This is a genomic window from Streptomyces virginiae (genome assembly GCF_041432505.1).
Classification (GTDB): domain Bacteria; phylum Actinomycetota; class Actinomycetes; order Streptomycetales; family Streptomycetaceae; genus Streptomyces; species Streptomyces virginiae_A.
Genome location: NZ_CP107871.1, coordinates 2,297,117 through 2,310,126, shown reverse-complemented (window position 1 = coordinate 2,310,126; position 13,010 = coordinate 2,297,117). Strand labels below are relative to the sequence as shown.

The 13,010-nt window shown below is 72.9% G+C and carries 11 protein-coding genes, 1 rRNA gene and 1 pseudogene; 11 read left to right on the top strand and 2 right to left on the bottom strand.

Features of this window, described 5'->3' with window-relative positions; all coding sequences use genetic code 11:
- Window positions 1–5: 5 nt before the first annotated feature.
- The 3 genes and pseudogenes from rrf to OG624_RS10815 all read left to right on the top strand — a co-directional run bounded on the left by rrf (window position 6) and on the right by OG624_RS10815 (window position 2,681).
- Window positions 6–122, top strand: a 5S ribosomal RNA gene (gene rrf, locus OG624_RS10825).
- A 225-nt stretch (window positions 123–347) separates the two neighbouring features.
- Window positions 348–1,406: pseudogene (locus tag OG624_RS10820) on the top strand (hypothetical protein); the annotation flags it as partial.
- A gap of 411 nt (window positions 1,407–1,817) precedes the next feature.
- On the top strand, window positions 1,818–2,681 hold the full coding sequence (locus tag OG624_RS10815; RefSeq protein ID WP_371640848.1) for a tetratricopeptide repeat protein: 864 nt from the start codon (window positions 1,818–1,820) through the stop codon (window positions 2,679–2,681).
- Between the two features lie 67 nt (window positions 2,682–2,748).
- On the opposite strand, the gene OG624_RS10810 is transcribed toward OG624_RS10815, so the two are convergent.
- Window positions 2,749–4,020, bottom strand: coding sequence for a DUF1015 family protein (locus OG624_RS10810; protein WP_051763734.1), 1,272 nt, complete (start codon window positions 4,018–4,020; stop codon window positions 2,749–2,751).
- 87 nt (window positions 4,021–4,107) lie between these two features.
- Here OG624_RS10810 and OG624_RS10805 point away from each other — a divergent pair, with 87 nt between their 5' ends.
- From OG624_RS10805 to OG624_RS10790, 4 genes are read left to right on the top strand one after another with little or no spacing between them, the layout of a single operon-like run.
- Window positions 4,108–5,196, top strand: a complete 1,089-nt coding sequence (locus tag OG624_RS10805; protein WP_371587543.1) for an HAD hydrolase-like protein — start codon at window positions 4,108–4,110, stop codon at window positions 5,194–5,196.
- A 48-nt stretch (window positions 5,197–5,244) separates the two neighbouring features.
- Window positions 5,245–6,312 carry a FecCD family ABC transporter permease gene (locus OG624_RS10800; protein ID WP_352165574.1) on the top strand — a complete coding sequence of 356 codons (1,068 nt, stop codon included), beginning with the start codon at window positions 5,245–5,247 and terminating at the stop codon, window positions 6,310–6,312.
- A 38-nt stretch (window positions 6,313–6,350) separates the two neighbouring features.
- Entirely contained in the window at window positions 6,351–7,415 is a 1,065-nt protein-coding gene (locus OG624_RS10795; protein WP_051763739.1) for a FecCD family ABC transporter permease, read from the top strand.
- Between the two features lie 20 nt (window positions 7,416–7,435).
- Window positions 7,436–8,242 (top strand): ABC transporter ATP-binding protein, encoded by an 807-nt coding sequence (locus OG624_RS10790; protein WP_033224944.1) that lies wholly within the window; start codon window positions 7,436–7,438, stop codon window positions 8,240–8,242.
- A gap of 135 nt (window positions 8,243–8,377) precedes the next feature.
- On the opposite strand, the gene OG624_RS10785 is transcribed toward OG624_RS10790, so the two are convergent.
- The gene (locus tag OG624_RS10785; RefSeq protein WP_371587542.1) at window positions 8,378–8,725 is read right to left on the bottom strand and encodes an alkyl sulfatase C-terminal domain-containing protein; all 348 of its coding nucleotides are present in this window, start codon (window positions 8,723–8,725) and stop codon (window positions 8,378–8,380) included.
- A 64-nt stretch (window positions 8,726–8,789) separates the two neighbouring features.
- On the opposite strand from OG624_RS10785, the gene OG624_RS10780 reads away from it, so the two are divergent.
- From OG624_RS10780 to recN, 4 genes are all read left to right on the top strand, one after another.
- Complete coding sequence (locus OG624_RS10780; RefSeq protein WP_371639364.1) at window positions 8,790–9,059, top strand: hypothetical protein; 270 nt, start codon at window positions 8,790–8,792, stop codon at window positions 9,057–9,059.
- A gap of 7 nt (window positions 9,060–9,066) precedes the next feature.
- Window positions 9,067–9,882, top strand: coding sequence for a TlyA family RNA methyltransferase (locus OG624_RS10775; RefSeq protein WP_033224946.1), 816 nt, complete (start codon window positions 9,067–9,069; stop codon window positions 9,880–9,882).
- Window positions 9,879–10,832 (top strand): NAD kinase, encoded by a 954-nt coding sequence (locus OG624_RS10770; protein WP_282916539.1) that lies wholly within the window; start codon window positions 9,879–9,881, stop codon window positions 10,830–10,832. Before OG624_RS10775 ends, OG624_RS10770 begins: the two co-directional genes overlap by 4 nt.
- 393 nt (window positions 10,833–11,225) lie before the next feature.
- Window positions 11,226–12,950 (top strand): DNA repair protein RecN, encoded by a 1,725-nt coding sequence (gene recN, locus OG624_RS10765; protein WP_161288415.1) that lies wholly within the window; start codon window positions 11,226–11,228, stop codon window positions 12,948–12,950.
- The last annotated feature ends 60 nt before the right edge of the window (window positions 12,951–13,010 follow it).

Here is a 13,010-nt window from a genome sequence, read left to right as displayed (position 1 = left end):
AGGGTTTCGGTGGTCATAGCGTTAGGGAAACGCCCGGTTACATTCCGAACCCGGAAGCTAAGCCTTTCAGCGCCGATGGTACTGCAGGGGGGACCCTGTGGGAGAGTAGGACGCCGCCGAACAATCTTTCAAAGGACCCTTGGTCCAGCGTTCAACGCTGGACCAAGGGTCCTTTTTGTTTTTCACCTCTTTACGCCGAAGCGCGGCCATGGGTTGGTTGCGCGAGAATGACTAGCGGTACCCCGAAGACAGGAGTCACACCCATGTCCAACTCTCCCGACGATCGTCCGGAGCGCGAGCCTCGGCGCAACGACGGCGGTGACAGGGGCGGCTACCGCGGGGGCCGTGACGACCGTGGTGGCGACCGTCCCCCGTTCCGTCGTGACGACCGTGGTGCCAGCGGCCGGCCGTCCAGCAGCGGTGGCGGCTTCCGCCGCGATGACCGTGGTGGCCGTCCCTCCAGTGGTGGCGGCGGTTTCCGCCGTGACGACCGCGGTGGCGACCGCCCGTCCTACCCGCGTCGCGATGACGACCGTGGCGGCCGTCCCTCCGGCGGTGCCGGCGGCGGTGGCGGCTTCCGTCGCGACGACCGTGGCGGCGACCGCCCGTCCTTCCCGCGCCGCGACGACCGTGGCGGGGACCGTCCCTCGTACCCGCGTCGCGACGACGACCGTGGTGGCCGTCCCTCCGGCGGCGCCGGTGGTAGCGGCGGTTTCCGTCGTGACGACCGTGGTGGCGACCGTCCCTCGTACCCGCGTCGTGACGACCGTGGCGGGGACCGTCCCTCGTACCCCCGTCGTGACGACGACCGCGGTGGATTCCGTGGCGGCCGTGACGACCGTGGCGGCGACCGTCCGTCCTACCCGCGTCGCGATGACCGTGGTGGGGACCGTCCCTCGTACCCGCGCCGTGACGACGACCGTGGCGGCCGTCCCTCCGGCGGCGGCGGTGGCGGCTTCCGTCGCGACGACCGCGGTGGCGACCGTCCCTCGTACCCGCGTCGCGACGACGACCGTGGTGGCCGTCCCTCCGGCGGCGGCGGTGGCGGTTTCCGTCGTGACGACCGTGGCGGCGACCGCCCCTCGTACCCGCGTCGTGACGACCGTGGCGGGGACCGCCCGTCGTACCCCCGTCGTGACGACGACCGCGGTGGATTCCGTGGCGGCCGTGACGACCGTGGCGGCGACCGTCCCTCGTACCCCCGTCGCGATGACCGTGGCGGGGACCGTCCCTCGTACCCGCGCCGTGACGACGACCGTGGTGGCCGTCCCTCCGGCGGCGGCGGTGGCGGTTTCCGTCGTGACGACCGTGGCGGCGACCGCCCCTCGTACCCGCGTCGTGACGACCGTGGCGGGGACCGCCCGTCGTACCCCCGTCGTGACGACGACCGCGGTGGATTCCGTGGCGGCCGTGACGACCGTGGCGGCGACCGTCCCTCGTACCCCCGTCGCGACGACGACCGTGGCGGCCGTCCCTCCGGCGGTGCCGGCGGCGGTGGCGGCTTCCGTCGTGACGACCGCGGTGGCGACCGTCCCTCGTACCCGCGCCGTGACGACGACCGCGGTGGGTACCGTGGCGGCCGTGACGACCGTGGCGACCGTGGCGGCGACCGCCCGTCCTACCCGCGCCGCGACGACCGCGGTGGCGACCGTGGCGGGTTCCGTGGTGGCCGTGACGATCGCGGTGGTGACCGTGGTGGCTACCGTGGCCGCGATGACCGTGGCGGCGACCGCGACTTCCGCGCGGACCGCGACCGGGACCCGGTCAAGCGGCTTCCGATCGACGACGACGTCACCGGCTTCGAGATCGACGCCGATGTGCGTCAGGAGCTGCTGAGCCTGCCCAAGGGCCTGGCCGAAGAGGTGTCTAAGAACCTCGTCATGGTCGCGCGACTGATCGACGACGAGCCCGAGCAGGCGTACGCGTACTCGCGCATCGCCCTGCGCCTGGCCTCCCGCGTCGCCGCCGTCCGCGAGGCCGCCGGCTTCGCCGCGTACGCCACGCAGAAGTACAGCGAGGCCCTCGCGGAGTTCCGTGCCGCCAAGCGCATGACCGGCTCCGTCGAGCTGTGGCCCGTCATGGCCGACTGCGAGCGCGGCCTCGGCCGTCCGGAGCGGGCACTGGCCATGGCCGGCGAGCCCGAGGTGCAGAAGCTGGACAAGGCCGGTCAGGTCGAGATGCGTCTCGTCGCGGCCGGTGCCCGGCGGGACCAGGGGCAGCTCGAAGCCGCCATCGTGACCCTGCAGAGCCCGGAGCTGGCCTCCAGCTCCGTCCAGCCCTGGACCGCGCGCCTGCGGTACGCCTACGCCGACGCCCTGCTGGCGGCCGGTCGTGAGGACGAGGCGCGCGAGTGGTTCGCCAAGACCCTCGAGGCGGACAAGGACGGGTCCACCGACGCCTCCGACCGTCTCGCCGAGCTCGACGGTGTCGAGTTCGTCGACGCCTCGATCGACCTGTCCGACCTCGCCGATGACGAGGACCAGGACGAGGACCGGGACGAGGACCGGGACGAGGACCGGGAGGACGAGGACGACGACGAGGACGAGGACGCCGCGGAGATCGCAGCGGCCGAGCGCGCCTCCGACGTCGCCGAGTACTACGACGAGGACGACGAGGAGTACGAGCCGCTGGAGCAGTCCGCGGCCGACGCCGACGCCGATGTCGAGGACGACAAGGCCTGAGGCACGGTGACATGAAGAAGGGCGGTACCCCGACCGGGGTACCGCCCTTCTTCATGTCCGGAGGAGATCAGCGCAGGCCGCGCAGGACCAGGCCCGTGGCCGGTTTCGGTCCGAAGGACGTGGACTTGCGGGGCATGGTGACGCCTTGGCGGGCCAGGTCCCGTACGACTTCCTCGCGTACGGGATGCAGCAGCACCGCCGTACCTCCGTGCCGCTCGGCCATGGCCACGGTGGACGCGGCGTCGTGGATGTACGTGATCTGGTCCGGGGCGTCCGGGATGTGCCAGAGGGCGTCGAGCAGGGTCGCGTGCAGGACGGTGGCGTCCAGCCGGCGCCAGGCCTCGGGCCGGTCGTGGCGGACCGTGGTGTCGAGGAGCGCCAGATCGGGGTCGGTGACCAGGTGGAAGGCACCGTCACCGGCGAGGAGGAAGGCGTTGCCGCGTTCCGAGGCGTCCGCGAGGGCGTCCAGGGCCAGCGGGAGCGGCCCGTCGACCGGACGGACACGGAAGTGGCCGTCGACGGCGGCGAGGGCGTCCGCCACCGGGAGGCGGCGCAGCATCCGGTGGATGGCGCGGACCTGGAGCGGATAGCGGGCCGTGTCCACGAGGAGGACCAGGCCGAAGTCCCAGGCGGTGGGGGAGCCGTGCTCCTCCTGGAGGCGCAGGTACGTCGCCCAGCGGTGGTGGCCGTCGGCGATGAGGGCCTGGCGGTGGCTGAGGTCCGCCGTGACGGTGGCGAGTTCGGCCGGATCCGTGATGGCCCACAGGCGGTGCTGGAAACCGTCCTCGGTGGTCGTCGACAGGAGGGGGGCGAGCTGGGCGGTCCGCTCGACGACCGCGGCCGCTCCCGTGCCGGGGTCGTCGCCCCGGTAGGTCAGCAGGAGGGGTTCGAGGTTGGCGGAAGTCGCCCGCATCAGGCCCGCCCGGTCGGTGACCACGTCCGGCATGACGTCCTCGTGCGGCAGGACGATGCCCGCGTCGGCGGCGGACAGGGCGAGGGCGCCGATCAGGCCGCGCTGGAGCAGACCGGCCCGGCGCTGCTCGTACACGTAGAGCGCGGGCTCGGGGTCGGCGCTGAGGATGCCGTCGGCGAGCCAGTCGTGCAGGGTGCGCGCGGCCTGCTCGTTGCGCGCGGCCGGAGTACCCGCCTGGGGGAGGATCAGGCGGACGATGTTGTGCGGGTCGGCGGATTCGAGGTGGTCGACTCCGTCGGGGCGCACGACCACGTCGTACGGCGGCGAGGTGACGGCGGCGAGGCTGCCGACACGCTCGGGGACGTAGCGCAGGCCATGGAACGGGATCAGGCGCAGCCCATGCTCCGCGGTACCAGATGTGGTCATTGGTGCATGGTAAGACCCGTCTCGCCATGCGGGATGATCGGGGGAGTACGGAATCGGACAAGGTCGATCTCATGAGGAGCGGACAGGATGACCCGGCAGAACAGGACCAGTCCCGCGGCGAGTGAGCAGAGTCTGCACCAGGCCTACGACACCGCCCTCCTGGACCTGGACGGGGTGGTGTACGCGGGCGGTGAGGCCATCGCGTACGCGGTGGAGTCCCTCGCCGCGGCCCGGGCGGACGGGATGCACCTCGCGTACGTCACGAACAACGCGCTGCGGACGCCCGACGCGGTCGCGCAGCACCTGGGAGAGCTGGGCATCCCGACGGAGGCGGCCGAGGTGATCACCTCGGCGCAGGCGGTGGCCCGGCTGATCGCTGAGCAGGTGGAGCCGGGGTCGAACGTGCTGGTGATCGGCGGGGACGGGCTGCGGGTCGCGCTGCGCGAGCGGGGCCTGGTGCCGGTGGACTCGGCCGAGGAGGAGGGGCTCGCGGCGGTCGTCCAGGGGTACGGGGGTCCCGACCTGCCGTGGGGACGGTTCGCGGAAGCCTCGTACGCGATCAACCGCGGCGTGCCGTGGTTCGCGTCCAACACCGACCTGACGATCCCGGGGGTGCGGGGGATCGCGCCCGGCAACGGGGCCGCGGTGGAGGTCGTACGGATCGCCACGGGCGCCGAGCCGCAGGTGGCGGGCAAGCCGCTGCCCCCGATGCACCGGGAGACGGTGCTGCGGACCGGGGCGGAGCGGCCGCTGGTGGTCGGGGACCGACTGGACACCGACATCGAGGGTGCCTTCAACGGGGAGGTGGACTCGCTGCTGGTGCTGACCGGGGTCACGGACGCCGAGCAGCTGCTGCGGGCCGAGCCCCGGCACCGTCCGACCTATGTGGACCGGGATCTGCGGGGGCTGCTGTCCGGGCAGCCGGAGGTGGAGCCGTTCGCGGAGGGCTTCCGCTGCGGCGGCTGGACGGCGGTCGCGACGAACGGCGGCGTGCTGGAGCTCAGGGAGAACGGAGAGACAGGGGAGAACGGGGAGACAGGGCAGGGCGCGGAGACCGGAGGGACGGGGGATCCGCTCGACGGGCTGCGGGCGTTGTGCGCGGCGGCCTGGACGGCGGCCGGCGACGGGGTCTGCACCCTCGACGCGGCGAAGGCACTGGCCAGGCTGGGTCTTTAGGCCGTCCGGGGGACCCGCCCGTGCGGAGGGTAGGTTAGCCTAACCTGCGTGTTGGTCGAGAGTCCCCCTGAACCCGAACGGAGCGCGGCGCCCGACAAGGGCGCCGACGCCGCCGTAGCCCGCCCGCGCCACGCCGCGCGCGCCGCCGGTCTGCTCGCCGCTCTCGCGGTGCTGGCACTGGTCGCCGTCGTGAGCATCGCCGTGGGCGCCAAGCAGATGTCCCTGGACGAGGTCTGGCACGGCCTGTTCGCCTACGCGGGAACGCCCAACGACGTGGTGGTGCGGGACCTGCGGATCCCGCGCACCCTGCTCGGTCTGATGGTCGGACTCGGACTCGGCCTGTCCGGTGCCGTCATGCAGGCGCTGGCCCGCAACCCGCTGGCCGAACCAGGCATCCTCGGCGTCAACGCCGGTGCCGCGGCCGCCGTGGTCTCCGCGATCAGCTTCTTCGGCGCGAGCTCGCTGAGCGAGTTCGTGTGGTGGGCCTTCCTCGGCGCCGCCCTCGTCTCGGTCCTCGTGTACGTGCTCGGCGGCAGCCGCAGCGCCACCCCGGTCCGCCTCGCCCTCGCCGGTACGGCCGCCAGCGCGGCGCTCGTCGGCTACATCAACGCCGTGCAGCTGATGGACAGCAAGGCGCTGGACAAGCTGCGCTTCTGGACGGTGGGTTCGCTCGCCTCGGCCAACATCGACACCGTCCGACAGGTGGCCCCCTTCCTGCTCGTCGGCGCGGTGCTCGCGCTGGCACTGGGCCGGCCGCTCAACGCGATGGCGATGGGCGACGACACGGCACGGGCGCTCGGCGCGCACCTGACGCGGACCCGGATCGGCGCCATGGTCGCCATCACCCTGCTGTGCGGTGCGGCGACCGCCGCCTGCGGCCCCATCGTGTTCATCGGGCTGATGGTCCCGCACCTCGTCCGGACCTTCACCGGTCCCGACATGCGCTGGGTGCTCGCGTACTCCGCCGTCCTGTCGCCGGTCCTGCTGCTCGGCTCCGACATCATCGGCCGGGTCGTCACCCGGCCCGCCGAACTGCAGGTCGGCGTCGTGACCGCGCTCATCGGCGGCCCGGTCTTCATCTACCTGGTTCGGCGCAAGAGGATGGCCCAGCTGTGACCGCGACCGCGACCGCGACCGAGACGTCGACCGGAACCGTGACCGACACCCCGCGCAAGGGCCGCCGGCCCGGACCCCGTCCGCTGCGCCTGCCCGGCGGGGTCTCGCTGCGCGTCGAACGGCGCGCCCTGGCCGTCGGCGTCCTGCTGACCGTCGCGGCGCTCGCGATGTCCGTCGTGCTCATCGGCACCGGCGACTTCGAGATCGCGCCGTGGGACGTCGTACAGACCCTGCTCGGCAACGGCACCCCCGCCACCGACTTCATCGTCAACGACCTACGGCTGCCGCGGGCCCTGGTCGCGCTGCTCGTCGGCGCGGCGCTCGGGATCTCCGGAGCCGTCTTCCAGTCCGTCTCCCGCAACCCGCTCGGCTCCCCGGACATGCTCGGCTTCGGATACGGATCGGCGGTCGGCGCGCTCGTCGTCATCATCCTGTTCAAGGGCGGCGCCACCGAGGTGGCCGTCGGCGCACTCGTCGGCGGTGTGCTGGCAGGCGCCGCCGTCTATCTGCTCGCCTACAAGCAGGGCATCCAGGGCTACCGGCTGGTGCTGGTCGGCATCGGCGCCTCCGCCATGCTCATCGCCGTGATCCAGTACCTGATCACGAAGGCCCAGCTGATCGAGGCCACCCGGGCCATGGTCTGGCTGACCGGCTCGCTGGCCGGCCGGGACTGGGCACAGGTCTGGCCGCTGCTCGCGGTGTGCGCGGTGCTCTTCCCCCTGATCCTCGGACAGGGCAGGGCCCTGCGGATGATGGAGATGGGCGACGACGCCGCGTACGCGCTCGGGGTGAGGGTGGAGCGGACACGGCTGCTGCTGATGCTCGCGGCGATCCTGCTCACCACCGCGGCGAGCGCGGCGGCCGGGCCCATCAGCTTCGTCGCGCTGGCCGCGCCGCAGCTGGCCCGGCGGCTGACCCGCTCGCCCGGCGGGAACCTGGTGAACGCCGCCCTGATGGGCTCGGTGCTGCTGATGGTGTCCGACTGGGCCTCGCAGCGGGCCTTCGGTGCCGACCAGCTGCCGGTGGGTGTGGTGACCGGCCTCGTCGGCGGTGTCTACCTGCTCTGGCTGCTCGTCACCGAGCGCAAGGCGGGACGTATATGAACCTCATGAGGAGTACCCAAGTGCAGCGGCTGACCGCGGAGAACGTGACCCTCGGCTACGACCAGCGGGTCATCGCCGAGAACCTGTCGGTGGAGATCCCCGACAACTCCTTCACGGTGATCGTCGGCCCCAACGCCTGCGGCAAGTCCACGCTGCTGCGGGCCCTGTCGCGGATGCTGAAGCCGTCCACCGGGCGGGTGCTGCTGGACGGGCAGGCCATCGGGTCGATGCCCGCGAAGAAGGTCGCCAAGACCCTGGGCCTGCTCCCGCAGTCCTCGATCGCGCCCGACGGCATCACGGTGGCCGACCTGGTCTCGCGCGGCCGGTACCCGCACCAGGGGCTGCTGCGGCAGTGGTCGCCCGAGGACGAGCGGATCGTGAACGAGTCGATGGCCTCGACCGGGGTCGCCGAGCTCGCGGACCGGGCCGTGGACGAGCTGTCGGGTGGGCAGCGGCAGCGCGTGTGGATCGCGATGGCGCTGGCCCAGCAGACGCCGCTGCTGCTGCTCGACGAGCCGACGACGTACCTGGACATCCAGCACCAGATCGATGTGCTGGACCTGTGCGCGGAACTGCACGAGACGCAGGGGCGGACGCTGGTGGCCGTGCTGCACGACCTGAACCACGCGGCCCGGTACGCGACGCATCTGATCGCGATGCGGGGCGGGAAGGTCGTCGCGGAGGGGCCGCCGGCGGAGGTGGTCACCGCGGAGCTGGTGGAGAAGGTGTTCGGGCTGCGCTGCCAGGTGATCCCGGATCCGGAGACGGGAACGCCGCTGGTGGTTCCGGCGGCGCGCAAGGCCCGTGCGGTGGCCCGGGCCGAGTAGCCTCCGGCTCGGGGTGCGGTTCTCGGGTGCCGGGTGCGGCGCCGTTGCCGGGGGCGCTGCCCCCGGACCCCCGCGCCTCAAACGCCGGCGGGGCTGAGAAGACCGGGGCTCAAACGCCGGCGGGGCTGGACATGGCTAGAGCATCGATTTGAGGCGGAGGAGGTCGCGGAAGCCGGCTTCGAGTTTGACTCGGCCCGTGGCCCAGGCCTTCGCGAACTTCAGCTCGCCCGCGACCAGGGCCACGAGGTCGTCGCCCGTCATCGTGAGCCGGATCTCCGCCTTCTTCGCGGGCGGGCCCGGGGCGACCGCGTCCACCCGGATCCGGCCCGCGTCGAGGCGACCCGTGAACGTCTGGTCGAGGTCGGTGATGTGGCAGCTCAGGGAGCGGTCGAACGCGGCCGCGCCGCGCACGCCGTCGTCGGCCCGTGCGAGATTGCCGGAGAGGTTGTCGAGTGCTTCACGGCACTCCTGGATCGTAGCCATCGTGATCACGACCGTACCGCAGAGCCATGCGTGGTCGCGGAGCGCTTCGGGGTAGCGTCGGGGCATGACCGACGAAGCCGCCGACCCGCCAGTCGAAGCAGCCGCCGAGCCCGCCGAGCCCGACGAGCCCGCCGGGCCCGTGGCGCTGGGCGTCGTACGGACGCCCACCGGCCACGCCGGAGTGGACGCGCACCTGGCGCGGCTGGCGGACGCCGACCACCTCGCGGCGGACGGACACGTCGAGGTGTACGAGGATGTCCACCAGGGGCTGCGTGAGGCGCTGACCGCGCTGGACGCACCGCCCGTCCCCGGACCGTACGAAAACAGGAGCTGAACCGAACGTGGCAGGAGTGGCACGCCGCCGCCTGGACGCCGAACTGGTACGCCGCAGCATGGCCCGCTCGCGCGAGCACGCCGCGCAGCTGATCGCCGCGGGCCGGGTGACCGTGGGCGGCACCACCGCGACCAAGCCGGCCACCCAGGTCGAGACCAGCGCGGCCCTGGTGGTCCGCAAGGACGACAGCGACCCCGACTACGTCTCCCGGGGCGGCCACAAGCTGGCCGGCGCGCTGGCGGCCTTCCAGCCGCAGGGGCTGGTCGTCGAGGGCCGCCGCGCGCTGGACGCCGGCGCCTCCACCGGCGGGTTCACCGACGTGCTGCTGCGCTCGGGAGTGGCCCACGTGATGGCCGTGGACGTCGGCTACGGGCAGCTGGCCTGGTCGCTGCAGAGCGACGACCGGGTCACGGTCAAGGACCGTACGAACGTGCGCGAGCTGACGGTGGAGCAGCTCGACGGGCTTCCCGTCGACCTCGTCGTCGGCGACCTGTCCTTCATCTCCATCGGTCTGGTGCTGCCGGCGCTGGTGCGCTGCTGCGCGCCGGACGCGGACCTGGTGCTGATGGTCAAGCCGCAGTTCGAGGTGGGCAAGGACCGGCTGGGCAGCGGTGGCGTGGTGCGCAGCCCGGAGCTGCGGGCCGAGGCCGTGCGCGAGGTCGCGGCGCAGGCGGCGAAGCTCGGACTGGGTGTTCTCGGCGTGACGGCGAGTCCGCTGCCGGGGCCGTCGGGGAACGTCGAGTACTTTCTGTGGCTTCGGGCGGGGGCACCGGCCCTCGACCCGGCGGATGTTGACCGTGCAGTGGCGGAGGGGCCGCAGTGACAGATTCATCGGGTACAGCGGGATCGGGTTCGAGTTCGAGTGCCGGGCTTTCGGGGGAAGGGCGGACGGTCTTCCTGCTCGCGCACACCGGACGGCCGGCGGCCATCCGCAGCGCCGAGCTGGTGGTGCAGGGTCTGCTGAGATGCGGGCTGGGCGTGCGCGTCATGGAGCACGAGGCGGTGGACCTGCCGCTGCCCGCCGAGGTGGAGCTGGTCACCGAGTTCACCCCGGGCGCTCTCGACGGCTGTGAGCTGCTCATCGTGCTCGGCGGTGACGGGACCCTGCTGCGGGGCGCGGAGTTCGCGCGCGCCTCGGGGGTGCCGATGCTGGGCGTCAACCTGGGCCGGGTGGGGTTCCTCGCCGAGGCCGAACGCGACGACCTGGACAAGGTCGTGGACCGGGTGGTGACGCGCTCGTACGAGGTCGAGGAGCGGATGACCCTCGACGTGATCGTGCGGACGAACGGCGACGTCGTCCACCGGGACTGGGCGCTGAACGAGGCCGCGGTCCAGAAGGTGTCCCCGGAGCGGATGCTGGAGGTGGTCCTGGAGATCGACGGGCGCCCGGTGACCGGCTTCGGCTGCGACGGGATCGTCTGCGCCACCCCGACGGGCTCCACGGCCTACGCCTTCTCCGCGGGCGGGCCGGTGGTCTGGCCGGAGGTGGAGGCGCTGCTGATGGTGCCGATCAGCGCGCACGCGCTGTTCGCGAAGCCGCTGGTGACCTCGCCGACCTCGGTCCTGGCGGTCGAGGTGCAGAACGGGACTCCGCACGGCGTGCTGTGGTGCGACGGGCGGCGCACGCTGGAGCTGCCCGCCGGGGCGCGGGTCGAGGTACGGCGGGGTGCCGTGCCCGTGCGGCTCGCCCGGCTGCACCACGCGTCCTTCACGGACCGGCTCGTCGCCAAGTTCGCGCTGCCGGTGTCGGGGTGGCGCGGCGCGCCGCACTGACGGACGGGGATCACGGAGCGGGGGGTGGCTGCGGACCTTCGAAGCGGCCCCGGGCGAACACGCCGTGCGGGGGCAGCCCAGAACGCCTGCGTGAACAGGTGACTGAGGGAGGGGCCGGAGCCGTGCGGCTACTACGCCGAGTACCGCGGCCGGCCGGCCGACGCCGGATTCGGGTCGGTCGAGGTCCTGCCGCTGGACGCGGCGGGCGCGAATGCCGCACTTGTCGCCCGCAAGCCGGACCGGGTTCGAAAAGGTTCCCGGCGCCTAGTCCCGTGGCGCGAGGGGGAGTTCGGCCGGGAGAGTGTGAATAGCACATGCGTTCGGAGAACTCGGGACGGGTGACGTCACATGGCACCCATGAAACCTCGGTATCGTCGTCCCGTGCTTGAGGAGATGCGGATACGGTCGCTCGGGGTCATCGACGACGCGGTGGTCGAGCTGTCGCCCGGATTCACCGCGGTGACCGGCGAGACCGGCGCGGGCAAGACGATGGTCGTCACCAGCCTCGGGCTGCTGCTCGGCGGTCGCGCCGACCCCGCCCTGGTGCGGATCGGGGCCAAAGCGGCGGTGGTCGAGGGCCGCATCGTCATGCGCCCGGACGCCCCCGCCGCCGTACGCGCCGAGGAGGCCGGCGCCGAGCTCGACGACGGCGCCCTGCTGATCAGCCGGACCGTCTCCGCCGAGGGCCGCTCGCGCGCCCACGTCGGCGGCCGCTCCGTGCCCGTCGGCCTGCTCGCCGAACTCGCCGACGACCTGGTCGCCGTACACGGGCAGACCGACCAGCAGGGGCTGCTGCGCCCCGCCCGGCAGCGGCAGGCGCTCGACCGGTACGCCGGGAACGCCGTCGCCGTCCCCCTGGAGAAGTACGGCTCGGCCTACCGCAGGCTCCGCGCGGTCGCCGTCGAGCTGGAGGAGATCACCACCCGGGCCCGGGAACGCGCCCAGGAGGCCGACCTGCTGCGCTTCGGCCTGGACGAGATCGCGGCCGTGGAACCGGTGGCCGGCGAGGACGCCGAGCTCGCGGCCGAGGCGGAACGGCTCGGGCACGCCGAATCGCTGGCCTCGGCGGCGCAGCTGGCCCACGCCGCGCTCGCGGGCAACCCCGAGGACCCGGAGGCCGTCGACGCCAACATGCTCGTCGCGGGCGCCCACCGGGCGCTGGAATCCGTACGCTCCCACGACCCGGCCCTCGGCGCACTCGCCGAACGGATCGGGGAGCTGGGCATCCTGCTGTCCGACGTGGCCGGGGAACTGGCCGGCTACGCCGACGACCTCGACGCCGATCCGCTGCGCCTGGCCGCCGTCGAGGAGCGGCGGGCCGCCCTGACGCAGCTCACCCGCAAGTACGGCTCCGAGGGCACCGTGGACGCCGTACTGGAATGGGCCGAACAGGGCGCGGCACGGCTGCTCGAACTGGACGGCGACGACGAGCGGATCACCGAACTGACCGCCGAGCGCGACGGACTGCGCGACGAACTGTCCCTGCTGGCACAGGCGTTGACCGACGCCCGGGTGGAGGCCGCGACCCGCTTCGCCTCCGCGGTGACGGAGGAACTGGCCTCGCTGGCGATGCCGCACGCCCGCGTGACCATCGACGTCCGACAGACGGACGACCCCGACGGGGTGGACGTCGACGGCCGCCCCGTCGCCTACGGCCCTTCGGGCACGGACGAGGTCGAACTGCTGCTGGCCCCGCACCCCGGAGCCCAGCCGCGGCCGATCGCCAAGGGCGCCTCCGGCGGTGAGCTGTCCCGGGTGATGCTCGCCGTCGAGGTCGTCTTCGCGGGCTCCGACCCCGTACCCACCTACCTCTTCGACGAGGTCGACGCGGGCGTCGGCGGCAAGGCCGCGGTCGAGGTGGGCCGGCGGCTGGCGAAGCTGGCCAAGTCGGCGCAGGTCGTGGTCGTCACGCACCTGCCGCAGGTGGCGGCCTTCGCGGACCGTCAGCTGCTCGTCGAGAAGACCAACGACGGTTCCGTCACGCGCTCGGGGGTCACCGTCCTGGAGGGCGAGGACCGGATCCGCGAGCTGTCGCGCATGCTGGCCGGCCACGAGGACTCGGTCTCGGCGCGGGCGCACGCCGAGGAACTGCTGGCGGCGGCGCGCGCGGACGCGTGAGCCGGACGACCGTGAGGGCCCGGAACGCTCGGCGTTCCGGGCCCTTCGCCGTATCCGGGA

What these genes read in the sequence shown, in the direction of transcription:
- OG624_RS10810 (WP_051763734.1), bottom strand. Translation starts at nt 4,020, where the DNA reads ATGACCACATCTGGTACCGCGGAGCATGGGCTGCGCCTGATCCCGTTC.
- OG624_RS10805 (WP_371587543.1), top strand. Translation starts at nt 4,108, where the DNA reads ATGACCCGGCAGAACAGGACCAGTCCCGCGGCGAGTGAGCAGAGTCTG.
- OG624_RS10785 (WP_371587542.1), bottom strand. Translation starts at nt 8,725, where the DNA reads ATGGCTACGATCCAGGAGTGCCGTGAAGCACTCGACAACCTCTCCGGC.
- OG624_RS10780 (WP_371639364.1), top strand. Translation starts at nt 8,790, where the DNA reads ATGACCGACGAAGCCGCCGACCCGCCAGTCGAAGCAGCCGCCGAGCCC.
- recN (WP_161288415.1), top strand. Translation starts at nt 11,226, where the DNA reads ATGCGGATACGGTCGCTCGGGGTCATCGACGACGCGGTGGTCGAGCTG.